Raw genomic sequence first — 24994 nt, 5'->3', positions numbered from 1 at the left:
TCCTAGCTGATCTCTTCGGCTAACAGCGCCAACTCGATCCTAGCTACTGCGTCATCCCACGACTCGGCCTTTTTTGCAGGCGGGATGTACGGCGCCAGTACTTTAAAACGCTTATGAAGCTGCCTTCGCGATAACTTATCGCGTCTCAACCGAAACCCGAGTGCCGCTTGCTCATACGTTTGATAGCCATTCCGAATGCACGAACTCAACTTTGTGAGCGCAGGGCTAAGCGAGAGTTCCTTGCCGTCGGAGGCCGCCAGACGCTGCGTCAACAGCGCAGGAACACCGAATAGGTACCCCAGTTCCGGGATCGCGCGCAGGACGAACTTTCGCGCGCCGATACAAGTTTTCAGTTTGTCAGCCGGTGTCCCGAGTGCCTCTTCAAGATCGGTCAAAGGCTTGCCGCGCACCCACAGCCTTGTTAGCTCTTTGAGATATGGGACCGCAAAGGCGCATCGCTCCTCGCTAGTGTTTAGCGATGTGACGTCCTTTCCGAACAGATCGTCGATAGTCTCAGGGCGAAACACTTGATCGAACAACTCTCCATTGGCGGCAATCCAGTGAAAGAACCATTTTCGCCAATCGGTCACCGTCTCGTTGACGGGAGCCCCGACCAAGTCTTTTGAGAGCTGCTTCATGACGGGATGCGCGATACCCAACGTGGAGGCGACCTGGTGGCCGACTAGGTCCTCATCCGTCTCCGGCTTCTCTTTCTTCTGAAAGTCGGTGGCCGCTGTCAGGCGGCTCTTCACCCAATCCGCATCGCCTCGTTTTTTCGCACGAAAACCCGATAATGACTTCTTCACGGCGCCGTCGAGACTTACCGAGGCCAACCGAGCGATGACGTAGCGGTCGATATTGTTCCGGTCGCCTGCCGCCGCATGGACCCGATCCAGAACCGCGGTCAAAGGATCGTCTATCTCAAGACATTGGTCTGATTGGCCAAAGACCTTCTGCAGCTTGGTCCAATGCGCACCGATCTTCGCATCCTCAATGTCGATGCCGACGACTTTACCAGGAATGACCAAAACGATCCCATTGGCATTCTGACCTGCTCGGCCAGCTCTTCCGGCTGCGTTCAGCAGCTCCTGAGCCTGGAGAATTTCGCGACGATCCTTGGCTTCGTCGAAGCGGCTATCCTCGGCGATAACCACAAGCTCGCTCGGAAAGTTCATTCCTTGTGAGACAGTTGAGGTCGCCGCCATCACGGTTGCTCCGTCGGCGCGCTGATAAAGAGATTCGCAGAGCTGTCGCTCCTCTGGCAACAGCAGACCATGATGCACCACGCATGGCGAGGATAGCTCTCCCTTCTTCACGTCGAGGTACAAATGGTCTATGCCGCCCATTTCCAATTTGCTTATCGCGAGCCACTCTCGTTCCTCGTCAGTAAGCTTGATGCTCACTTCTCCCAGCTCGTCAATGATCTTATTCTTCGCGCTTACCGCGTTCTGGATCGTCTGAAAGAACACCAAGGTCTTTACGCCCGCATCTGCAGCGGCGGATGCAATGGCCGCAGAGACCACGCCGGAGTTCGGAGTCAGCCTCCACCACTTGTTGGCGGATAGCTCTACGGCATCTTCCATCAATCCGAGCAAAGCGTAGTCCTCGGTATTACGGGTCGCCCATGTCTGTTGGAGACCAAACAGGCCCATCGGGACACACTGGAGCCTTGCCTTGTCACCAGTGGATGGTGCTTTGGTCTTGCGCGCACGCGCCGCTTTCGCCAACCCGCGAGCGAGATTGTCCACGTCGGCTTGAGGATAGACGACACTGCCGCGCAACTGCCGCGTTGGTTTCCACGGCAGCGCAAGCGGAAGACATGGCCGCTCTGTCAGATCCTCGATCCAGCCAGCGATCTCATCTGTGTTCTTCATCATGGCTGACAGAAGCAGGAAACTAGCTCCAGGTACCAGACCAGCGAAGTTGAGCACACACAGCATCGCGTCGAGCGCGCGTCTTCCGCGGCCTTCCTCGGGATGAAGCAAATGGCATTCGTCGAAAATGAGCAGCCCCACATCCTCGAAGACCGCAGGTTCAATACTCATCTGCGCGAGACACGATTCCGGCGTCATTACAAAAATTTCCGGCAACTCATCTTCGTCACTGAGGAAACCTACCTCGTCGAACCGCTCCTTCTCGACCTTGGTTCTCTTAAAAGTCTTGCGTAGGCTTATGGTCGTCTGCGCGACCAGCGCGTTTGTCGGGGCGAGGAAGACAACTTTTTTGTCGCTTAGGAGCGTTGCGTAAATCTTGAGTTCCGCAAGAGTTGATTTGCCCGCTCCGGTAGGGAAGCTAACAGCGGCGGAATTTTGAGGATCCAGGTAACCCTTCGCCACTGCCTCACGATGATTGCGCCAGAGGTACGGACGCCTGCGCGCGATGCGACGCATAGCGTTAAGCCATTTCTCGCCGTCGATGCCTGATGGTGGCGCAACGCCTGTGACAGCGCTGCCCGAAAGATCGCCCGCGACTGCGAGCAGCAGCGACGCCAAGTGATGGGGACCGGCGAAAGATCCAATTTCCTCACCGAGCCACCCCTTGTCCTCGCTGCTCGCTGCCGAGCTCAAGTTCAAGATCGAGTTGAATATCTTGTTGGCGTGCGCACCCTCAATGTCCTCGTCTCCCCGAAGCAACTGGTTTGCAAGTGCTCGAACACCCAGCAGTATATTGTAATAAAGCGCCAGCGCAGCGACCTCGGCCGCGCTCGCGCCCGTCACGAGATCCTTCGGTGGCAACGTTGCCGAGGTGATAGCGACAAGCTGGCCGCGCGCTAGGGATCGCAAAGCTTCGACGAGAGAACGTTCGACACGGTGCATACCCTCCAGATCCAAACGATCAGCGATTTCACTAGCATCGGCCGTGGCTTCAGCAACCAGGAAGAGTAGCATCGCTGCGATATCGGAGGAGATACTGTTGGCATCCACGTAAGTCGCGGTTACTTTGTCTTCCGCGCCGATCCTGCGCGCATTGAAACAAAGCTGGTGCGCCGAGCCTGCAACGAAAGCAGCGGCAGCCCTGTCGTCACGGCTAGGAGATACTGCCACCAACACTTCGTTGGTGATCGCAAGCCGCTGCATCTCAGAAATGAGAGCAACGATCTCGTGATCGTCTTCTAAAGCCCCCGACCGCAAACGAAACCTGGCTGCTGCGATCTGCGCGAAGGCTTTCGACAACTCCTCAGGAAGGCGCTCACGGTCAAGTCCCTCCAGAGAAGGAGTTGAACGGATCAATTCCGCGGTGTCGGCATCATACATTTGCTGCCACCATGACCTTCGCCCTTTCGACGGCATTGTCGGCCAGTTCTGCCATCCAAGCTCGCATATTGCCCAGGTGAAGCACCTCGCCGCGACGGCGCCCTACCTCACCGCCCACGACAGCGCTAAAGCCATCGAAGAGCTCTTTCTGGCCCTCAGCGTCGACGTGGTTATCATCGATGGTAATGGCGATGCGGTAGTGACGCGCGTTCTTCCAAATAACTGTCTCCACCGCCTCATCAACATCGATACCCTTCGCTGTCTCAAGAAGCCGCGTGATCTCGGCAGCAAGCTCGTTGTCCCGTTCGCCGCTCTGCATCCCCTTGAACTCTTTCCAGATGCGATCGCGGACCATCTTTCGGGCGTTGTCTGTGGCTTTCTCTTCGCAGATAACAACTGAAATTATCTGATGTGTCTTTGGATCGACTCTGACATGAATGCCATCAAAGCCCTTATGCGCATGGATCATGTGCGGCGGTGCGATGAGATTTTCAGGGTCCTGAAGATTTGCTGCGATCCACGAGATGACTTGGAACATCCATCCATCCCGATGCCAAGGTTTTTTGGGGTCGTTTGCGGTAAGCAATTTAAGCGCTCCCGACAACTCCGTCTCCTTGGGGTCCGGTGCCGCAAAGCCCGTCTCTTTGAGAACACGCCGCACATACCGACTTTGGCCGAGAGCAACCCTTGCGATTAACTCGGCAAGGTCGTCGTCCTTTGCAATAGTCCAGCTACTGCCGGCCCAATCGTCTTTGTTGCTAATGGCGCTGAAGGTAATAGGCATCGGATCCCCCGCATAGGTTGTAGGTTCTTTACCTATCATTCTTCAAGCGGGTTGGCGCTATTTCCACATTGAGATTTTGAGTCATTCCAACGGCAGCTTTACATGGCTCGACGTTAAGAAGTTGCCGTTCCGCTAGCGGCCCCCTTGCGGAAATCATTTCCGCTTTGCGCCTCCTTTTCGGTCATTCGAACACCTGTCCGCGGTTCCTGAAAGCCGACATCCTTTACGCAGGTATCAAGGTTACACGCGATAAGTGCTAGTTGGGCTCAGCAGTTTACTGAAAAGGCGAGCTGATCGCGCTTGCATTCCCGCCTTCTGAAATCGAATAATGATGCTCGCAGGGAGGCGACAATGCAGCTTGAGCGTGCACGCATAAAGAATTTCAGATCTCTTCGCGAAGTCGAAGTTTCCTTTGGAGCCCATACCGCGCTGATCGGCGGTAACGGTGCAGGTAAGTCATCGATCCTGAAGGCGATCGAGAAGTTCTATTCAACTTCGAAGAGTTGTGATGCTGATGACTACTTCGGACGCGATCAAGGGCAATCGATCGAAATAGAGCTTACGTTCCATCAACTAGGCGATCAAGAAGTCGCGGCGTTCGAGGAACGAGTCCGTGATGGGAAACTAGTCGTCACCCGCATCTTTGACGGCAGTGCCTCAAGCGGACGCTATCAAGGCCTCGTTCCGCAGATTGCGGACTTCGCGGCGATCCGGATGCATACCGGTGCGGCACCCAAACGCGCTGCCTACAATTCCCTGCGGGAGAATAATCCGTTGTACGCCGACTTACCCAATGCTGGGAGCGCAGCGGCAGTAGACCAAGCGTTGCGGGATTGGGAATCTAATCATCCCGACCAGCTAGTGTTGTTGCCTGACGATGGTCAGTTCTTTGGGTTCCAGAACAATAGCCGCGGCAAGCTCCAGCAACACACGAGTTTCGTGTTTATACCGGCGGTGCGCGAGGCTGCGGCGGACGCGGCGGACGGGAAGACGAGTGTTATCGGCAAGTTGTTGGAGCTTCTCGTGCGTAGTCAGATTCTCCAGAGACCGGACATTCAAGCGTTCAAGGCGCAGATGACGGAAGCCTATCAAGCTCTGGTTTCCGCTGAAAATATGCCCGAACTCGGCGCACTTGCCGGGACTCTTACCGCCGACTTACGAGGTTTGTACCAGGATGCAGAGGTTTCGTTAAACTGGCGTGAGATTGGCGAGATGCCGGTCCCGCTGCCGATGGCGGATGTATTTCTCAAGGACGATGGTTTCGGTGGTCCGGTGGACAGGCAAGGCCATGGTCTTCAGCGCGCCTTCATTTTTACGCTGCTACAGCATCTTGCACGAACGGCGGTTCCGGAGTCCGACGAGGCACGACTGGAGAGTGATGTTAGTGAAGGCGATGGTGCGCCGGCTGCCGCCGCAGTCCAGGCACCGACACTTATTCTCGCTATCGAAGAACCTGAGCTGTATCAGCATCCCACTAAGCAGCGGCATTTCGCGGAAGTGTTGCGGGGCCTAAGCAGCGGTACGCTTCCCGGAGTCCAGGGTCACACGCAAGTTATCTTTGGCTCGCACTCACCAATGTTCATCTCAATGGGGAAGGCCGACGAGATCAGGCTCACTCGCCGCTCACCTTGTGCGGACAGTGAGTTAAAGCAATGCACGCTGCAAACGTTGGATCTCGGTATCGTTGCGCAGAAGCTCGAACAGGGCTGGGGCAAACCTGCAGGCACCTTCAGCGCAGAGACATTGATGCCGCGGCTCCACATTCTTGGTGCTGAGCTGGCCGAAGGCTTTTTCGCCAACGGCGTAATTCTGGTCGAGGGTCGAAGCGATAAAGCGGCGCTGACCGCGGCGGCGCGGATGCTTGGCGTGAGTTTCGAGGCGGCAGGCATCGCCATCTTGTCCGCTGAAGGGAAAGCTAATCTCGATCGCCCCTATGTAATCTTCCGTGAGTTGGGTATCCCGACCTTCATCCTATGGGATTGCGACCAGCAACTGCCCGAGGCCAAAAGAACGCCGGCAACCGATATTGCTTTGAGTAAGCTCGCCAAGCCGGACGATCAGTTCGACGCCGCCCCAGCCCATGATCTTATAAGCGATTGCTACGCGCATTTCGAAAAGACGTTGGAGCACAAGCTAAAGGACGATCTAACGCCCGAAATGCACGCGGCGTGCCTTGCTGCTGCCTGCGAACCATTTGGCGTGGATCCTAGCAACGATACGCAGAAAATTCCTGAAGTTGTATATCAGACGCTTCTGCACGCCAAAGCGCAGGGTCGCGAAAGCGAAATGCTTAAGAATCTTGTTCGCGCCATGTGGCGTTTTTTCCGTAATGAGGAGATCCCGGAACTGCCTCAGGCGCAGGGTCAGATCGAAGTCGTCTGATCCCACCAGAGCGCCGCTCAAGGAGGCCCAAACACCTTAACTAGGTGTCCAGGAAACTGGCAGCGGGCCAATTGAGCAGACTAACATTTGGCTAGGTACAAATTGATAAGCGTTGTCAATTGGACTCGAAAATGGCCAAATAAACATAACCTTAGAGTATGAACTCCTTACCGCAGAGCCACTATGACGTCTACTATGCCCTCACGCCCAGACATCCTTCGCATCTTGGCTGCGCAACGGCAGCGTGAGGCGGAGGAAATTGATCTTCTGCATCAAGAAGTGGAAGCCAGCTCGATTCCCATAGCTGACGAGCTGCTGGCGAAAATCATCACTAAATTCGGGGATACGGCACTATCTATCCTAAGGAAACATCCAGGGCACCGACTTTTTCGGCTTCGAGAATCCTATTTTGCGAGCGTGCAAGTTTTCGAAGTCGCCTTAGGCGATCTTCTGGCTGGTATTGCTAGATTTGAAGAAGACGCCACTCGCGAAGGAACAGAGCTCTTTGACTTGGGGCAGCGCAAACGTCTGGAGGCAATTGAGTTGCAAATTCAGAAGGAGCTATTTGCAGTCACGAACGCCGCGCTTTCGCTGGTAGATCACGGCCGAAGGCTGCAGAAGGATTTGGACGTCGTCGGCTACAACGCCATGCGGCTTGAAGCATTCAAGGAAGACGGCCTCCACGACTTAGTTACTGGTTTGCGGGTGCTTCTTCATCACCTTGAGGTTGTAAAGGCAGGATGGCAACGCACGCGGTCATTGGGAGGGCCTAGTACTGCCACCTTCACTCTGGACAAAGCGGACGTGAAAAGGACGTTAGAAGAGTTTTCGGGCAGCTTCTCTAACGGTCAGCTAGGCCGCATGAGGAGTTGCCTTGAGCAACTACCCGACCAGATTGATCTCGCCACTCTGTTCTCAGACTACGGTGATAGGTGCCGCCGCTTCAATGGTTGGATCAAAGATCGCATTGCCAGCGCAACGCCTCCCGAGCTTGCCGACTATGACCGCTGCCAACTCGAGAGAACGCGGTATTCGATACGGATGAACTGGAGTGCCGTTATTGGTAATTGGCTACAGAATGTGCCGACCCCACACGTACATCGGCATCTGCCAAAGTATCTGGACGAGGCGCAATTGGCGCAGGTCTACGCACGTCCATTGAATTCGCCCGAGCAAGCGGACAAGGTCTTGGAGCTAATGGATACCTCCGGCGCGGCGGACGACGCCATGCGACTCAAAGTGCGGATCCTGTTTTCGCGCGCAACAGGCGAAGGCGCGCCTGACACTGCATAAGACGGACCGAGTGGCATTTTATGTCGCTTGCTTACGACCGAAATTGGGCCGACTTCGGACCATCGCTGCCGAGTGTGTCTGATTTCATCTTGAGCAGCCCATAACCCGCCATTCTGCAACCGGTCCCGTAACGGAGATATTTACCGCTTCGCGCAGTCGTTTCAGACGTTGGGATGCGCAGCCTCTGCGCCAAAAGCGGACATTTACGAGTGAGCGTCTCCGGCATCATTTCAAGCCAACGGACTACACCTTGACCCACACGCCGCCTTCAGCCGACTGCGCCATCGCGTGCACCACACGCTCGATCTCCAGGCCCCGTTCAAAGTCAATCACATGAGCGTCGCGCTTGCCGGAGATCGCCTGCAGGAGCTCATAACATTCGATCACCTTGAGTTCGTTGAACCCCAAGCCGTGACCCGGTGCAGGAATGAACTGACGATAGGGCGGATGGCTGGGAGCCGCCAGAAGCGTGCGATAACCCTGAAGACCCGCCGCGTCGTCCGTCGAATAGATCTGCAACTCGTTCATCCTTTCCTGGTCGAAAAGAATTGATCCGTTCGAACCAAAGACCTGCAGCGCAATCCGACCCTTTCTGCCCCAAGCGGCACGATTGACCATCAGCACACCGGATGCGCCAGTCTCCGTCCGAAACAGCGCCTGGGCGATATCGTCGTTCTCGACGGGTCGGAAGCCTCCATCTGTCGTTGGTCTTTCCGGATAGGGTCTGGCCATATCGGCGACCACTGCGGTGACGCGTCCGTGGAGGACGGCCAGCAGCGAGAGCGGATGAACCGCGAAGTCATCGAGCGCGCCATAGCCCGATGCCCTTTCGCTCTTCCAGTAGAAGGGCTCGCCAGGGTTTGCCATAAAATCCTCGTCCATCTCCAGCCGGAGATGGTTGACGGTGCCAATCTTCCCTTCGGCTATCAGTCTGCGTGCATGCCGGATCATTGGGTTCTGAATGTAATTGTAGCCAAGGATCGCTGCTCGGCCCGACTGCTTCGCCACATCCCGCATGCGCGTCGCATCCTCCAGAGACGTGGCCATTGGTTTTTCGCACCAGACATGCTTGCCCTCTTCCAGAGCCGCGACAGCCATTTCCGCGTGGAACTGGTTGGGGGCTGCGATCGAGATCACATCAATCGCTGGATTGGCCACGAGATCGCGCCAGTCTCCCGTGCCTCTGCCGAAACCGAAGGCCTGCGCGTGCTGCTGCGCGAGCTCCGGCGTGGCATCGGCGAGCGCGACAAGCCGTGGTCTCTCCACATCCGGAAAGACCGTTGCCACGGAGGTCCAGGCCAGGGCATGGCACTTGCCCATATAGCCAGAACCGATCAATCCTACGCCCACCCCCATCACGCTCTCCCAGTTGTCCAGTTCTTCTGTGCAGGTTATTAGAAGCTCGGCGCCGCAATGTCCGCTCGGCGATGGGCGGCGATCACGGTATTGGCCATCAGCATGGCGATCGTCATGGGGCCGACACCGCCGGGGACCGGTGAGATTGCCTTGGCGACCTGTTTGCATTCGGCGAATGCAACATCGCCGACCAACTTGAACTTGCCCTCGCCCTCTTCCGGCGCTGCCACACGATTGATGCCAACATCAATGACGGTGGCGCCCGGCTTCAGCCAATCGGCCTTGACCATCTCCGCACGACCGACGGCAGCGACCAAAATGTCGGCCTGGCGGGCGAGTTCCGGCAGGTCGCTGCTGCGCGAATGGCCAATGGTGACTGTGGCGTTTGCATTAAGTAGGAGCTGCACCATCGGTTTGCCGAATAGGTTGGAGCGACCGATGACAAGGGCGTTGAAGCCTGAGAGGTCCTTGCCGTGGATCTGCCGCACGAGGATCATCGCGCCAGCGGGTGTGCAGGAAAGAAGTCCGGTCTTGAGGTCGCCCGTCGCAAGCTTGCCGGCATTCACAATGTGTAGACCGTCGACATCTTTCTCTGGCAGGATCGACTGGATGACGGTGTCGCTGTCGAGTTGCTTGGGAAGCGGCAACTGCACCAGGATGCCGTCGATATCGGGATCGGCATTGAGGGACGCGACGAGCGTCATCAAGTCGTCCTGCGAAGTCTGCTCGGGCAGCGTGTGCTGGATAGAGTTGAAGCCGCACTGCTTTGCCATGCGGCTCTTAGCGCCGACATAGGCATGGCTTGCCGGATCATCACCGACAATGACGACCGCGAGACCTGGTTTGCGATGGCCGGACGCTTCCAGCTTCGTTGACCATGAGGTTACCGCTTCGATCACCGAAGCGGCGGCTGCTTTTCCATCGATGATAACAGCCATGCGTCACCCCATGCGCTCGGAGGCATAAGAGCCAGGGCTTGCGGGGAAGACGACCGTACGATTGCCGTTGATGAAGGTGCGGTGATGGATGTGGGCGTGGATGGCACGCGCCAGCACCTGGCTTTCGACATCACGGCCAATCGAGACATAGTCGTCCGCTGACTGCGCATGGGTGATGCGGGCAACGTCCTGTTCGATGATCGGACCTTCGTCGAGGTCGGCGGTGACGTAGTGGGCGGTGGCACCGATCAGCTTCACACCGCGCTCGAAGGCCTGCTTGTAGGGGTTTGCACCCTTGAAAGAGGGCAGGAAGGAGTGGTGGATGTTGATGATCTTGCCGGACATCTTGCTGCACATCTGGTCGGAGAGGATCTGCATGTAGCGGGCGAGCACGATGAGTTCGGTACCGGTCTGCTCGACGAGGTCCATGATGCGGGCCTCAGCCTCAAGCTTGTTGGCCTTGGTCACCGGAATGTGGTGGAAGGGGATGTCGTGGTTCACGACGACCTTCTGGTAGTCGAAATGATTTGAGACGACGCCGACGATCTCGATCGGCAGAGCCCCGATCTTCCAGCGGTAGAGCAGGTCGTTGAGGCAATGGCCGAAGCGGGAGACCATCAGCAGGACTTTTTCGCGCTTCGAGGAGTCGTAGAGGTTCCAGTTCATGCCGAAGCGCTCGGCAACAGCAGCAAACCCCTTTTCGATTGCCGTCTGGGCGCTGCCTTCCTCCGAGATGAAGGAGACGCGCATGAAGAATTGGCCGGTGTGGAGGTCATCGAACTGGGAGCTATCGACGATGTTGCAGCCCTGCTCGGCCAGGTAGCCGGAGATCGCGGCCACGATGCCGCGGGTCGACTGGCAGGATACGGTGAGCACATAGGTCTTCATGGGAGGCGAATTCTCCGAATGTCGGTCTGGAAGTGGGTCAGCTGAAAAGGGAGGCGATGCGGATCTTTTCATCACCGCATCGCCTCAGGTCGCCCGGGAGGAGGTTCAGGCGCGGGATTTCTTCTTCTGGCGGTGTACGTCGATGACGACGGCCGCGACGATGATCGCACCCTTGACGATCTCCTGATAGTAAGCGCCGACCTTGAGGAAGGTGAACCCGGACGTGACAACACCGAGAATGATGGTGCCAATGACAGTTCCCGTGATGCGGCCAATGCCGCCCGTCAGCGAGGTGCCGCCGATGACGGCTGCGGCGATCGCGTCGAGCTCGAACGAAATGCCCATGTTTGGTTGACCGGATTGTGCTCGCGCTGCCAGCATCACCCCCGCAAGACCCGATAGCAAACCCGCAACAGCATAGACCTTGATGAGATGCTTGCCGATGTCGATGCCGGAGACGCGGGCCGCCTGCGGGTTCGCGCCAATGGCATAAGTGAACTTGCCGTAGCGGGTGTAGCAGAGCGCGACATGGCAGATCGTGGCCACGATGAAGAAGACGATCACCGTGCGTGGCACCGGAAAGCCCCAGAGATCGAAGCTCTGTCCCAGCCAGGTGAAGTTCTCGTTGAGCAGAGCGACAGGTTGCCCCTCGGTGTACCATTTGGCGAGGCCACGTGCAGTCACCATCATGCCAAGCGTGGCGATGAATGGCGGAATACCAGTCTTTGCAATAATGAGACCGTTGATGTAGCCGAGCAACGCGCCGAGCAGGATGCCGGCCAGAAGCGGCCATAACGGGCTTGAATCGATAAACCAGTCCATGCCGAAGGCGGCGTATTCGGGTTGCAGAAACACGGCTCGCGCGTTCATCGATGTTTGGGCGAAACTCGCTACGACCATGGCGATGAAGCCCACCATCGATCCTGACGACAGATCGATGCCGCCTGTGATGATCACCTGGGTGACCCCGACAGCGATGATGCCGGTGACCGCGACCTGCAGCACGATGATCGACAGGCGCTGCTTGTTGCCGAGGAAGCTCTCGCCGACAACATACCAGCCGATGACTTCGAAAACGAGGGCGATCCCGATCAGGACGGCCAGGATCGAGACTTCAGGTGGCAGCCGTCGGACCTTTTTGAGGCCCGTCTTGGACGTCTCGCCCAGTTCGTTGGTGGCATCTGACATGATTTCCTCCCCGCCGGTCGTCAACGCGACGCCAGCTCCATTATCTTGACTTGATCGGCTTCCGCCCGGTCCAGGATCCCCGTGACCCGGCCCCCATGCAGCACGACGATACGGTCGCTCATGCCGAGCACTTCGGGCATTTCCGATGAGATCATGATGATCGCCACACCCTGGCCTGCGAGCTGTGAGATCAGGCGATGGATCTCGGCCTTGGCGCCCACATCGATGCCGCGGGTCGGTTCATCGAGGATCAGGATCTTTGGATTGGTCATCAGCCACCGACAGATCAAAACCTTCTGCTGATTGCCGCCGGAGAGATTGATGATCGGCTCGTTCATATCCGGCGTGCGCACGCGCAGCCTGTTGGCCATCTCGGCTGCCGCTCTGTTGAGCTTCTCCTGCTGGACGAAGCCGAGATTGACGTAGCGCTGCTGAAGAACCGCCATCTGGGCGTTTTCCTGAATATCGAGCAACAGGAAACACCCGGTTTCCTTGCGGTCTTCAGTCAGAAAAGCCATGCCGTGAGCCATCGCGATGGATGGCGACGAGACGTCTACTCGCTTCCCGAACAGCTCGATTGTGCCTGCATCGGCGGGCGTGACGCCGAAGATGGTTTCCGCCACATTCGAGCGGCCCGAACCGACAAGTCCTGCAAAGCCGAGGATTTCGCCCGCGCGCAGGTCGAACGACACGTCGCGGAAGACGCCGTTCAATGTCAGGCCTTTTGCGGACAGGACGACATCCCCGATCTGGGCGGGCTCCTTCGGGAACATCTGGGTGATCTCGCGTCCCACCATCATCCGGATGATGTCATCGCGCGTCACGTCGGCGGAATTGCAGGTCGCAATGTATTTGCCGTCGCGAAACACGGAGAACTCGTCGGCAATCTCGAAGAGCTCGTTCATCTTGTGCGTGATGTAGATGATGCCCTTTCCGTCCTCGCGCAGTGAACGGATGATCCGGAAGAGGTGGTCGACCTCCGTCTCTGTGAGCGCAGAGGTGGGCTCGTCCATGATCAGGACGTCGGAATTGAAGGAGACTGCCTTCGCGATTTCGACCATCTGGCGACTGGCGACGCTGAGCTTGCCGACCTTGATCTCGGGCTCGATGTCGATGCCAAGACGCTCGAATAGCGCTGCCGTGCGGCGGTTCATCTCGGCATGGTCGATCAGCCCGAAGCGCGTCAGCGGCTCGCGCCCGATCCAGATATTTTCCGAAACCGTCATCGGCGCCATCAGGTTCAGTTCCTGATGGATCATCGCGATCCCGTTTTGCAGGGCATCGAGCGGGTTCTTGAGGCGAATGTCTATGCCGCGCAGCTTGAAGCTGCCGCTGTCCGGCGTGTAGATGCCGGCGAGAATTTTCATCAAGGTCGACTTGCCAGCGCCGTTTTCACCCATCAGCGCATGAACGGTTCCGCGGCGGAGTTTCAACTGGACATCGTCGAGCGCGACGACGCCTGGAAATTCCTTCCGCACATCCGAGACCTCAAGCAGGTATTCGCTCTGCGGTACGGCTCCGCTCTGTCTGACGGCCTGCATGGTTTGCGGGCTCACTGCCTGTGATCGTGCCATGTCGGCTCCTCCCCGAATGACAGGCCCGCCGCCGTTCTGGCGGCAGGCCTGTTTATCGTAGCATCAGTTCTTGGTGACGAACTGATCCATGTTTTCAGGCGTGACGAGCTGGAAGGGGATCCAGACCTTGGCGTCGACCTTCTCACCCTTGGCGAGCTTGACGGCTGCATCCACAGCGCCTGCTCCCTGACCGAAGGCGTCCTGGAAGACGGTAACGTCGAGGTCGCCGGCCTTCATGTAGGCGAGCGCTTCCTGGGTCGCGTCGATGCCGCCGACGACGACATCCTTCATGTCCCAACCAGCCGACTTCATGGCATTGATCGCGCCGATGGCCATGTTGTCATTGTTGGCGATGACGGCAGCCGGCTTGTGCCCGGCGGCAATCCAGTTGGTCATCAGATCCTGAGCCTTGACCGGATCCCAGGCGGCGGTCTGTTCATCAAGGATCTTCAGGCCCGCGCATTCAGGCGTCGCGATCACATCGTGGATGTCCTTCGTGCGCTGGACGGCTGCCTGGTTGGCCAGATCGCCGACCATCACGAGAATGTCGCCCTTGCCGCCGAGGATCTTGCAGATTTCCTGGGTCTGGAGGGTGCCGGACTCGACTTCGTTGGAAGCGACGAAAGCACCCTTGTCACCGAGCGCGTCCACGTCTGCCGGCTGGCGGTTCACGTAGACGATCGGGATTCCGGCATCGATGGCAAGCTTGGTCATCGGGGCGGTTGCCGAGGTATCGACGGCGTTGACGATGATCGCATCGACCTTAGATGCGATGAAGTTCTGGATCTGCGAAAGCTGCTTCTGCACGTCGTCGTCGGCAATCTCGATCTGAACGGGCTGGCTGGCATCGCCTGCCGCCTTCTCGATGCCCTTGCGCAGCACCGTCAGAAAGGTATCGGAGTTCGCCATCGAGACGCCGATATTGCCAGCCATTGCGCTGGATGCCATCAGCACGCCCAGAAGGGCTCCTGCCACGATCTTCTTCATTGTAATCCTCCACATGTTGTGCGGTGCCCGGCAACACCCCTGAAAGCCGGCACGCCTCCTCCCCAGGAGGCAATTCGCCCACACGCCCAACTCCTCCTGGGCGGGTAGGGATCTGGTCAGAGCGTCTCGCGGATGAAATCCATGCTGCCTTTGACAAGGCCGACCACATCGGTCGTGGCATGAACAGCGGGCGAGAAAGGCTCGAAAGAGAAGGGGCCTGCATAGCCATGAGCGAGCAGGGCCCGAATTTGCGCCACATTGGCGAGGCGATCCCCAGCGGTCACCATGACCCGGTGCGGATCGCGCATATCGTCGACACTCACTTGGCTGTCGTCCACCCCGGAGATGTGGACGAGGCCCGTCATCGCCGGAAACACGTCCGGCTCGCCAGCGAGAACGTGATGGAAGGTGTCATGCACCAGCTTGAAGCGGTCGGTACCGTTGATCGCCTGGATCGCATCGACGGCTTCCTTCTTGGAGCGCAATGAACAGATCTGAAAGCCCAGCGGCTCGACGAGGCCGATGATGCCCGCCTGCTCAAGGATCGGCTTCAGCCCCTTGAGTGCAACACGAAGATTGCCCTGGCGCTCGCCTTCGAGCTTGCCGGAGCCATCATTCACGGGCACCAGCACGAGGGCTTTTGCCCCGCATGCGGCTGCATAGGTCGCAAGGCTTCGCGCTTCTTCCTCACGCGCTGGCGTCCATTCGTTGAACCGCTGAAGGGCGTTGATGGAAATGATTTCCGCGCCTTCTCCTGCCGCAAGCTCGCGGACCTGGTGAGGGGAAGTTCCGTCTAGAATGGCGTTGTCCGTGAGATCATTGCGGATCTCGAACTGGTTGATGCCAAGAGTTTTGCCGAGCTTGAAAAAAGCACCAAGCGGTATCTGTGGCGCAACCATGTGGTTGAGCGCGAAAGTGGGCGCAGTCATGAAATTCTCCCGATGTGCTAGCGAGCAAGCTTGTCCTCCTCCGCTCGCTGACTTCGAAATCATCAGGTTTCATGACGTTCGTCAAAGAGGAAATGACGCGATTCTATGTCATTCATGATAGAATTTGAGAATTAGAATGATGGAATTACATCCTCGGCATCAGATGTTCTCTGGAACATAGAGCTCCAGCGGCAGAAATGTCTGGCCTGGTGCAGTTGCTGGGCCGTCATCCACTGCGGCCACCATCAATTGCACCAGCTCCCGGCAAAGGTTTGCCAGCGGCGTGGCAATCGCCATGGTCACGACCTCGTCTGCCAGGGCGGCCCTCGAAATCGGCGTGAGTTCATTAACGACGACGATGTGCTTGCCGCCGAGTTTCTCCTCGCGAATGGCCGTGATCGCGCCTTCCATGCCGCCGCCGGCCACATAGAAGCCGACCAGGTCGGGGTGGCGGAGCAAAAGGTCGAGGGTTGCTTCATGGGTGATCTGAACCGTCTCAAGGTTCACCAAAGTGTCGAGAACCTCAAAGTCCGGCGCATGTTCGCGGAAATAGGAGCGGAAGCCGATCTCGCGCAATTCGTGACCATGAAAGCGATGGCTGCCGACGAAAACCGCCACCTTTCCTGGCTTTTTCGCCGTCTTTGCGATCATCCATGCTGCGGTGCGCCCGGCTTTGCGATTGTTGAGGCCGACATAGCCTTCGCGAATGCCGGAGGCGAAATCCGACAGCAGCGAGAAGACGGGGACGCCCTTCGCCTTCATTTCTTCGACTGCAACGGACAACGCTGGATAATCGGGAGCGGTCATCGCCACGGCCTGGTTCCGCCCGCCGATCTCCCGCAATTTGTCGGCCAGTTCTGATGGCGTCTGCGATGTGCAGAAGTCGATATGCGCATTGCCACGGATCCCGGGATGGTTCTGGACCGCGTTCTCGATCTCGCGCGCAAAGGCCTGATAGAAGTGATGGTCGGGCTTCTGCAGCACGAAGCCCAGCTTGTATTGTGGCAAGCCTTCAAAGACCCGTTGTCTCAGCAGGCCGACGGCATGAAAACCTATCTCGTTGGCCGCATCATAGACGCGTCTTGCCGTGTCCTCCCGTACCTTGTGGCGTCCATTCAGAACACGGTCGACGGTGGCGACACTGACATTGGCTGCCTTGGCCAGGTCGGCAATAGTGGGGCGCGATGCCATAAGCTCTCTCTTGATGTCATTCCATCATTAATCAGCGTCAGTATGATGTGAAATGATAGAATATATCAAGGCCCCATTGAGCAGAATGAAATCCGCGATATTCCTTCTGGCATTCGTCAAACGAATTGTTCCGGCGAGAACCGGACAGGCAGGAGGATATCGTGGCGCGGCTAGCGAGCAAGAGAGATTACAGTCTGCTGGGACGCGACGCCCAGGCCGCCGTGGCGAACGGCCTTTCGGCGGCCGAGTGGTACCACACGGACGTTCCGCGCAAGCAGATGAAAGAGCTGATGAAACGGGAGGATGGACCGGCCATTCGCGATACGGCGATCTGGCTGGGGTCGATGATCGTGTTCGCGGGCTTCGGCATCTACTTCTGGGGCAGTCTCTGGGCGATCCCGTTCTTCCTTGCCTACGGAGTGCTCTACGGGTCCGCATCCGATAGCCGTTGGCATGAATGCAGCCACGGCACGGCCTTCAAGACCATGTGGATGAACACGGTCGTCTATCAGATCGCCTGCTTCATGATCATGCGCAACCCGGTTACTTGGCGCTGGAGCCATACGCGCCATCACACGGACACTGTCATCGTCGGTCGTGATCCAGAAATTGCGGTCATGCGCCCCCCGGATCTTCTGCGCCTCGTACTCAACTTTTTTGGTCTCTTGGACGCCTGGTACGCAATGGTCGACATGGTGCGCAATGCCTTCGGCATCATCAGCGCCGAAGAAAAGACTTTCGTGCCGGAGACCGAGCAGCCCAAGGCCATCTTTGCAGCTCGCATCTGGCTTGCGATCTACGTGGCGACGGTGGCGCTCGCGGTTTACCTCGGTTCGATCCTGCCGCTGATGCTGGTTGGCTTGCCGCGCCTCTATGGTGCCTGGCACCATGTCATGACCGGGCTCCTGCAGCATGGTGGTCTTGCTGACAATGTGATCGACCACCGTCTGAACAGCCGCACTGTCTACATGAACCCGATCAGCCGGTTCATTTACTGGAACATGAACTATCACGTCGAGCACCACATGTTCCCGATGGTGCCGTATCATGCGCTGCCGAAACTGCACGCGATGATCAAGGACGATCTTCCTGCACCAAACCCGTCGATCCTCGACGGCTACCGCGAGATGATCCCGGCCTTCCTGCGCCAGCTCCGTAACGAGGACTATTTCCTCAGGCGCGAACTGCCCATGACGGCCAAGCCTTACCGTGAAGATTTCCACAGCGAAGCCATGGCACCGGCGGCGGAGTAACGCCGGTTGCCGAGACAACCAAAAATTTGGGGAGGAGAACCCGATGAGCACCTGGATCGACGTCTGCGACAGACATGAGATCGACGAAGAGGATGTCATCCGCTTCGATCACGACGGCAAGAGCTTCGCCATCTATCGAAGCCCGGAGGATAGTTACCATGCGACGGCTGGCCACTGCACCCATGAAAACGTGCATCTGGCAGACGGTCTCGTCATGGACGACATCATCGAATGTCCGAAACACAATGGCCGCTTCAACTACAAGACGGGCGAGGCCAAGGGGGCTCCTGTCTGCGTCAACCTGAAGACCTATCCGGTCAAGGTCGAAGGCGGCCGCGTCTTCATTCAGGTCGGCTGAGATGGGCTCTTCCGGCATGGTGATCGTCGGGGCGGGCGAGGCGGGCGTGCGCGCTGGCTTTGCTCTGCGCGAGCAGGGATATCAGGGAACCGTCACCTTGATCGGGGATGAACCCCATCTGCCCTATGAGCGGCCGCCCTTGTCGAAGACGGGTGCAGAGGCCGAAAGCGTACGGCCGATTGTTGCCGAGGCCCGATTTGCAGAGGCCGGCATTACCCTGTTTCGGGGGCGCAAGGTCACGGCCATCGATACGGCTGGCCACACGCTTGCACTCGGCGACGGGGATTCGCTTCCCTATGAGCGTCTTCTCCTGGCAACAGGCGCCTCGCCGCGTCGGCTGCCAGGATTGGAGTGTGGGACGCGCGTCCATGTTCTGAGAACCGTCGAGCAGGCAGCCGCCATTCGCGAGGTCATGCGACACGGCCGTCACTTGGCCATTCTCGGCGGCGGCTTCATCGGCCTGGAGCTTGCAGCCATGGGGCGCGCACTCGGAGCCACGGTGACACTGATCGAGGTCCAGCCGCGGGTCCTGATGCGCGGTGTGCCCGAGCCATTGGCGCTCGCGCTGCAGACGCGTCATCAAGCGGAGGGTGTGAACATCATCTGCGGCGTGGGCATCGAGACCATCACCGAGAACGATACATTAGTCAGCATCGCACTCGCCGACGGCCGCCGGATCGCCGCGGATGCGCTCGTGGTCGGTATCGGCGCCGAGCCCAACACGATGCTTGCGGCAGGGGCGGGGCTCGCTCTCGAAAACGGCATAGCGGTCGATGACCGTCTCCGGACGAGCGATCCCGACATCTTCGCCGCAGGCGACTGCTGTTCCTATCCGGTCGCAGTCTATGGAGGGCGGCGGGTGCGGCTCGAATCCTGGCGCAATGCCCAGGAACAGGGCAATGTCGCGGCCGCCAACATGCTGGGCAAGGCAGAGGCCTTCGATGCTGTTCCGTGGTTCTGGTCGGATCAATACGACCTGACGCTGCAGGTGGCCGGGCTGTCGGACGGCGCGACAGCAACGGTCTCACGCTCGGTTTCGACCGAGGCCGAAATCCTCTTCCATCTCGATGCCGACGGACGCCTCCTGGCGGCGAGCGGCCTTGGGCCCGGCGGAGCGGTCGCGCGCGACATTCGCCTCGCGGAAATGCTGGTTGCAAGGCGGGCACATCCGGATCCTTCAGCGCTTGCCGACCCCTCCGTCAAACTGAAATCCCTTTTGTAGGCGCAAGGCGCCAGAGGAAGATCCGATGAAATCCAACCGTCCCACCGTCGCCGATATCCTGGCGCTCAAGGGCAAGCGGCAATTGAGCATGCTGCGTGTCGTCACACTCGAGGAGGCCGAGGCCGCCGAGAAGGCCGGCATCGAAATGGTCTCCGTCCCCCCGGCCTTGCTCGGCCCTGCCTTCCGTGAAGCGGCGCCCACAGTCTTTGCTGTTCCCGGCCTGGAATATGGCGACTTCGTCACGGCGGAAGAGTATCTCCGGGCTGCCTTCCAGGCGATGCGGGCAGGTGGTGACGCCGTCTATTGCGCGGCCAGTCTCGGCATCATTCGCAGGCTACGCGACGAAGGGATTCCGGTCTGCAGCCATGTCGGTCTCATCCCTTCCAAGGCCACATGGACCGGCGGCTTCAGGGCCGTCGGCAAGACGGCCGACAGCGCACTGTCCATCTGGATGGCGGTGCAAGCACTGGAAGAAGCTGGTGCTTTCGCCGCAGAGATCGAAGTTGTCCCCGCTGAGGTCGCCGCACTCATCAGCGCGAAGACCTCACTCTTCATGATCTCGATGGGCGCGGGCGCCGGCTGTGACGCGCAGTACCTCTTTGCTGACGACGTGCTCGGTCAGACCCGTGGCCACGTTCCCCGCCACGCCAAGAACTACCGCAACTTCGCGGCCGAATATGACCGCCTTCAGCAAGAGCGGATCGCCGCCTTCCGGGAGTTCCGCCAGGACGTCGAAAGCGGCGCCTATCCGGCGGATCGACAGAATGTCGGTGTGCCAGCGGACGAGCTTGCTCGCTTCACAACCATGATCAACGGCTGATCGAGTCGATAGGAGACGAGACGATGACAGTGAATTTCGCTCTACTCGGTGCGGGCCGGATCGGCCGCGCGCACGCCAAGGCTGTAAGTAACAATCCTGACGCGAAGCTGGTCGCAGTCGCCGATGCATTTCCGGCGGCCGCCCAATCGATCGCCGCTCAATACGGTGCCGAGGTTCGCACGATCGATGACATCGAAGCAGCCCGCGACATTCATGCGGTCATCATCTGCACACCGACAGATACCCATGCCGACCTGATCGAGCGCTTTGCTCGGGCCGGCAAAGCGATCTTCTGCGAGAAGCCCGTCGATCTCGACGTTGTCAGGGTCAAAGCCTGCATCGATGTGGTCAAGCAGACGAAGGCCAAACTGATGGTCGGCTTCAACCGACGCTTCGATCCGCATTTCATGGCAGTCAAACAGACGATCGATGATGGCCGCATCGGTAAGGTCGAGATGATCACGATCACCTCGCGCGATCCCGGTCCGCCGCCGCTCGACTATATCGCCCGCTCCGGCGGGATCTTCCGCGACATGACAATCCACGATTTCGACATGGCTCGGTTCCTGCTGGACGGCGAGGCGATCTCGTCCGTTTCCGCCCACGCCGCTGTCCTCGTCGATCCAGAGATCGGGACCGCCGGCGACTTTGACAGCGTGACCGTCATCCTCGAAACGCCAACGGGTCGCCAGGCGGTGATCTCCAATTCCCGTCGCGCCACTTACGGCTACGACCAGCGCATCGAAGTCCATGGCTCGAAAGGTTCTGCCTCTGCGGAAAACCAGCGACCCATCTCAATCGAGGTCGCGACGGCCGACGGCTATACCCGCCCGCCGCTCCACGACTTCTTCATGACCAGATACACCGAGGCCTATGCTAATGAGATCGCTGGCTTCATTGCAGCAATTGAAAGCGGTGCTCCAATCTCGCCCAGTGGCGAAGATGGCCTGCTTGCACTTGAACTCGCCGACGCGGCACTTGAAAGCGTTCGGACCGGTCGACGTATAATCTTCGCGTAAAGCCGCTTGTAATGCACTCGTGGTTCTGGCCCTGCCCAAAGGGGGCCAGACACTCGCGGTCGGACTTCCGCTTCTTTGGTGTCCGCCCTAAGAGCGGACAGTCCGCTTTCGGCCCCTTTCCGGACACCCCAAATGAACCAGATGCATGATCTAGCTAGTTTTTCTGCCGGCATCCATCCGACGTCATGGACGGTCTTTGGTTCATATCCCTTCAACTGCCTGGTGCTAAAACTCTGAGCTCCGCAAGCTCTGTCCGCGGGCGTTAGCTACCTCAGCTACATCCACAAGCTCCTTTTACTCAGAACGACTGCCGCCCCTTTGCAGCTCCATTGCTTACGCAACTTCACCTACAAGACCCCATTTTTGAACCTGCAAGAAGTATAGGTTGCTGGATCTCATATGTGCCGTTAATGGTTGCATTTTGAGGTGTGGGGGCATGCATGAAGACAAATTGCCAACCTTATCCTTCTTGCTTGCGGCCTTCAGGCCTTCGGAGACGATCCCAGATTCGCCTATCGGTCCGGCTAGTAGGCACGCTGGTCTTCATATTCTATACAGGGCCTAATTCTGCTATATCTAGCCAAGTGGCTTCTCGCTCGCAGCGGACTTACCTTCTCTCAACTCAGGTAGGCAGTACCCCTGCAGGGTTCGATGTATTCGCTGACGATGAAGCCAATGCTCGTCAGAAAATACTGCCGGATCCTTGCTATGAAATTGACGGCAAGCAGGCTGTTCTGGTTGATTGGGGATCAATTCGAAGTGAGAAGCAGGCCGAGGTTTGCTTCTTCAGCGTGGCGATCGAATTGGGTGATGCGAAATTGTTCGAGACGTTTCTGTCTCAGCACGGTTTCCGAACCGCCGCCGGGGAATTTCATTCCGGAATCAGAGTTGTCGAGGGCTGGCGCGTCTTTTCAGGGTATGCGAGCGCCGCTCAATACTTTGGGCCGCTATCGCCGTGGGCTCTCGAAGTTTTAAACCCACTGGATCAGGTCGTTGCCCTACGTGGTTCAGGCGACTGGTTGCTTCGGATTCGCCTTGAATTTTCTAACTCAAGTCGATTTAGGCCCCAGAAGGTAATTGTAACCTACCGTCTGGAAACAAAGTAGTGGCAATTTTTTATGGGAGAGGAAAATGGGAAAAGTATTTCTAGCCGCAAATTTCGTCACGGCAAGCGAAAGTTACTTGACACCTTCACAGCTTGAGGACTCGGGGCACTTACAAATCATTTATCTGAATGACGCCGGTGTATTTGAGGAAATTGAGGTTCAAGCTCCTGGGTGGAGAGAGCTTTACGGTATCGGAGATGTTTCGGGTGGGAACTGGCAATACACCTCGCGTGCGAACCACGGAGAGGCACCTGATGACGCAGACTATGTTGGGTTAGATGGGGTCCCCACCGATGAAGCTAGGTACGCTCGTGTCGAGATTAGTCCCGGCGAGGGGCAAACCGCCGAGCAACTCTGGGCGGTCCTTAACAGCATTTTTCAGAGCATGTCTTCTATCGGGTCGAACGTAGACTACGACTACATACCGGCCCAAAATAGCAACAGCTTTGTTACATCAGCTCTTTATGCAGCCGGCATCAACGTCGGTGATTACATCTTTCAGGTGATGCCTGAAGATGTTCAGCGATTTCCTGGAGTGGCAACTAACGTCCTAATGTCTGTCATCGAAAGCGGAACGCTCTCTGAGGATGGTCTCAGCGTTAATTTCGCTGGAACGGACGGAAATGACTTTCTGCGAGGAGGCAACAATGACGATCTGATCGCCGGGGGCGCTGGGACGGACCGGATTGTTGGTGGAATGGGCGACGACACAATTTACGCCTCATTTCTTATCGCTCCCTACGACGAGGCAGGTGACTATATAACCTCGGGGCAGGGCAAAGACGAAATATTCCTTGGCAAGAACACGGTGAGCGGGTCTGGTGAAGTTCTCATGACCTGGAATGACGACGTTGAGGACCTAGTCTTCAATGAAGGCTCGCGTGGGTCGTATGATATCATCCGCGATTTTGAGCAGCTGGAGGATACGGTCACCGTCTCGACATACGTGAACGGTGACTTTCAGCAGGACTATGTGTTCGACTCCTATACGCTCACGAGCGACGGATATCAGTATGGCGATCGGGAGGTGTTTGTTGCAGATTTCGGCACATTCAGCCTTTCCGCAATCGAAGACGAATATTTCGACGAGTTCGTTGGTGATGTAATCAAGGTACTGGTGTTCTTCTACAATTTTTCCTCGTTGTTCCTGGAGCCAATTTTTGGCCTGCAGATATCTGGGCCAATCGTGGAGCTGGTCGGCGCTTCGTCGGGAGTGAGGGCTGCGGAGGGCACACCCGATGGAGACATCATCACGGGCTCGATTGGAGACGACGTTTTATACGGCCGAGGTGGTGACGATACCATTGTGGGAGACGCGGGTAACGACAAGCTGTTTGGCGGGGCAGGGGCGGACTCCCTTTCAGGCGGCGACGGGGACGACGAAATTTATGCGGACGAACAGGATATTTGGTTTAGCGGCGGCGCAGGCATAGACACACTATTTTTCGCCGGGACGAGTGCTCTCGCGTACTCCCTGGCGCAGGGCGACTTCGAAAACGTAAGATCAGGTTCCGGCGACGACACGATCTGGGGCACTGAAGCAGATAACATCATAGACGGCGGATCTGGTGACGACACATTGTTCGGCTACGGCGGCAACGATGTCATCATCGGGGGCGCCGGAGCGGATTCGCTTATGGGCGGCGAGGGTGACGACGAGATTCATGCGGACGCCGACGATGTATGGTTTAGCGGAGGCGCTGGGACTGACACTCTCTTTTATCACGGCGAAGACAACCGCGATTTGTCGTTGGAACAAGGGGAGTTTGAAAACATACGGGCCGGTACCGGCAGCAACATCGTCTGGGGCACCGACCAGGATAACGTTATGCTGGGTGAAGGTGGTGATGACACACTCTTTGGTTATGGCGGCAACGACCTAATCATTGGTGGTGAGGGTGCTGATTCGCTGATGGGTGGCGATGGCAACGATGAAATACATGCTGATGCTGAGGATACCTGGTTCAGCGGAGGTGACGGCATCGATACTCTGGTCTACACAGGTTCTAACAACTTCCAGTACGCGCTAGCACAGGGTTCCTTCGAAAATGTGAGAGCTGGGGCTGGAGATAATACGATCTGGGGGACATCGGCGGCCAACGTCATCGATGGTGAAGCGGGTGCGGACACCCTGTTTGGCGACGAAGGGGACGACACTTTGATCGGCGGCGCAGGCGCCGATGAGTTGAGTGGTGGCCTCGGTGATGATGTCTTTGTCTTCAGAGCCAATTTTGGCCAAGACACTGTCGTTGATTTTCAGGCCGGCGCCTCCTCTGAAGATGTGATCGAGTTCCAAAACGCACTTTTCAGCAATTTCGCTGAGGTGCTGGCCGCTTCGAACCAAGTGGGATCCGATACCCTCATCACATACGATGTCGACAACGTCATTACCTTGAGTAACGTAGCGCTGACGTCGCTGCATCAGGATGACTTCCGGTTTGTGGCATAACCT

General features: G+C 57.7%; 18 protein-coding genes. 8 read left to right on the top strand and 10 right to left on the bottom strand.

The window, feature by feature from the left end; all coding sequences use genetic code 11:
- Positions 1-2 precede the first annotated feature (2 nt).
- Complete coding sequence (locus E9677_RS18555; RefSeq protein WP_168801270.1) at positions 3-3254, bottom strand: DEAD/DEAH box helicase; 3252 nt, start codon at positions 3252-3254, stop codon at positions 3-5.
- Positions 3247-4038, bottom strand: coding sequence for a hypothetical protein (locus tag E9677_RS18550; protein ID WP_136559513.1), 792 nt, complete (start codon positions 4036-4038; stop codon positions 3247-3249). Before E9677_RS18550 ends, E9677_RS18555 begins: the two co-directional genes overlap by 8 nt.
- Positions 4039-4389: 351 nt before the next feature.
- Here E9677_RS18550 and E9677_RS18545 point away from each other — a divergent pair, with 351 nt between their 5' ends.
- Positions 4390-6420 carry an ATP-dependent nuclease gene (locus E9677_RS18545; protein WP_136559512.1) on the top strand — a complete coding sequence of 677 codons (2031 nt, stop codon included), beginning with the start codon at positions 4390-4392 and terminating at the stop codon, positions 6418-6420.
- A 183-nt stretch (positions 6421-6603) separates the two neighbouring features.
- Positions 6604-7713, top strand: coding sequence for a hypothetical protein (locus E9677_RS18540; protein WP_136559511.1), 1110 nt, complete (start codon positions 6604-6606; stop codon positions 7711-7713).
- A gap of 243 nt (positions 7714-7956) precedes the next feature.
- Here E9677_RS18540 and E9677_RS18535 read toward each other — a convergent pair whose 3' ends face one another.
- From E9677_RS18535 to E9677_RS18500, 8 genes are all read right to left on the bottom strand, one after another.
- Positions 7957-9072: a Gfo/Idh/MocA family protein gene (locus tag E9677_RS18535; protein WP_136559510.1), complete on the bottom strand. Its 1116-nt coding sequence runs from the start codon at positions 9070-9072 to the stop codon at positions 7957-7959.
- Between the two features lie 35 nt (positions 9073-9107).
- A complete protein-coding gene (folD, locus tag E9677_RS18530) occupies positions 9108-10007 on the bottom strand; it encodes a bifunctional methylenetetrahydrofolate dehydrogenase/methenyltetrahydrofolate cyclohydrolase FolD (protein ID WP_136559509.1) in 900 nt (299 codons plus the stop codon).
- 3 nt (positions 10008-10010) lie between these two features.
- Entirely contained in the window at positions 10011-10895 is an 885-nt protein-coding gene (gene purU / locus E9677_RS18525) for a formyltetrahydrofolate deformylase (RefSeq protein ID WP_136559508.1), read from the bottom strand.
- A gap of 105 nt (positions 10896-11000) precedes the next feature.
- The gene (locus E9677_RS18520) at positions 11001-12083 is read right to left on the bottom strand and encodes an ABC transporter permease (RefSeq protein WP_136559507.1); all 1083 of its coding nucleotides are present in this window, start codon (positions 12081-12083) and stop codon (positions 11001-11003) included.
- 20 nt (positions 12084-12103) lie between these two features.
- Positions 12104-13657, bottom strand: coding sequence for a sugar ABC transporter ATP-binding protein (locus tag E9677_RS18515; protein ID WP_136559506.1), 1554 nt, complete (start codon positions 13655-13657; stop codon positions 12104-12106).
- 63 nt (positions 13658-13720) lie between these two features.
- On the bottom strand, positions 13721-14644 hold the full coding sequence (locus tag E9677_RS18510; RefSeq protein ID WP_136559505.1) for a sugar ABC transporter substrate-binding protein: 924 nt from the start codon (positions 14642-14644) through the stop codon (positions 13721-13723).
- 116 nt (positions 14645-14760) lie between these two features.
- On the bottom strand, positions 14761-15573 hold the full coding sequence (locus tag E9677_RS18505; RefSeq protein ID WP_136559504.1) for a TIM barrel protein: 813 nt from the start codon (positions 15571-15573) through the stop codon (positions 14761-14763).
- 159 nt (positions 15574-15732) lie between these two features.
- Positions 15733-16764, bottom strand: coding sequence for a LacI family DNA-binding transcriptional regulator (locus tag E9677_RS18500; protein ID WP_136559503.1), 1032 nt, complete (start codon positions 16762-16764; stop codon positions 15733-15735).
- 161 nt (positions 16765-16925) lie between these two features.
- Here E9677_RS18500 and E9677_RS18495 point away from each other — a divergent pair, with 161 nt between their 5' ends.
- From E9677_RS18495 to E9677_RS18470, 6 genes are all read left to right on the top strand, one after another.
- Entirely contained in the window at positions 16926-18017 is a 1092-nt protein-coding gene (locus E9677_RS18495; RefSeq protein ID WP_136559502.1) for a fatty acid desaturase family protein, read from the top strand.
- Positions 18018-18060: 43 nt separating this feature from the next.
- Positions 18061-18375: a MocE family 2Fe-2S type ferredoxin gene (locus E9677_RS18490; protein ID WP_136559501.1), complete on the top strand. Its 315-nt coding sequence runs from the start codon at positions 18061-18063 to the stop codon at positions 18373-18375.
- A gap of 1 nt (position 18376) precedes the next feature.
- Complete coding sequence (locus E9677_RS18485) at positions 18377-19597, top strand: NAD(P)/FAD-dependent oxidoreductase (protein WP_136559500.1); 1221 nt, start codon at positions 18377-18379, stop codon at positions 19595-19597.
- Positions 19598-19622: 25 nt separating this feature from the next.
- A complete protein-coding gene (locus tag E9677_RS18480; protein WP_136559499.1) occupies positions 19623-20417 on the top strand; it encodes a 3-methyl-2-oxobutanoate hydroxymethyltransferase in 795 nt (264 codons plus the stop codon).
- 23 nt (positions 20418-20440) lie between these two features.
- Positions 20441-21436: an inositol 2-dehydrogenase gene (gene iolG / locus E9677_RS18475; RefSeq protein ID WP_136559498.1), complete on the top strand. Its 996-nt coding sequence runs from the start codon at positions 20441-20443 to the stop codon at positions 21434-21436.
- A 1131-nt stretch (positions 21437-22567) separates the two neighbouring features.
- Complete coding sequence (locus E9677_RS18470; RefSeq protein ID WP_136559497.1) at positions 22568-24991, top strand: calcium-binding protein; 2424 nt, start codon at positions 22568-22570, stop codon at positions 24989-24991.
- Positions 24992-24994 lie beyond the last annotated feature (3 nt).

Origin of the sequence: Peteryoungia rhizophila (genome assembly GCF_004912145.1) — a bacterium.
In the GTDB taxonomy this organism is placed as follows: Bacteria; Pseudomonadota; Alphaproteobacteria; order Rhizobiales; family Rhizobiaceae; genus Allorhizobium; species Allorhizobium rhizophilum.
The sequence above is the reverse complement of the archived record's forward strand: the minus strand, read 5'-3'. Positions and strand labels throughout refer to the sequence as shown.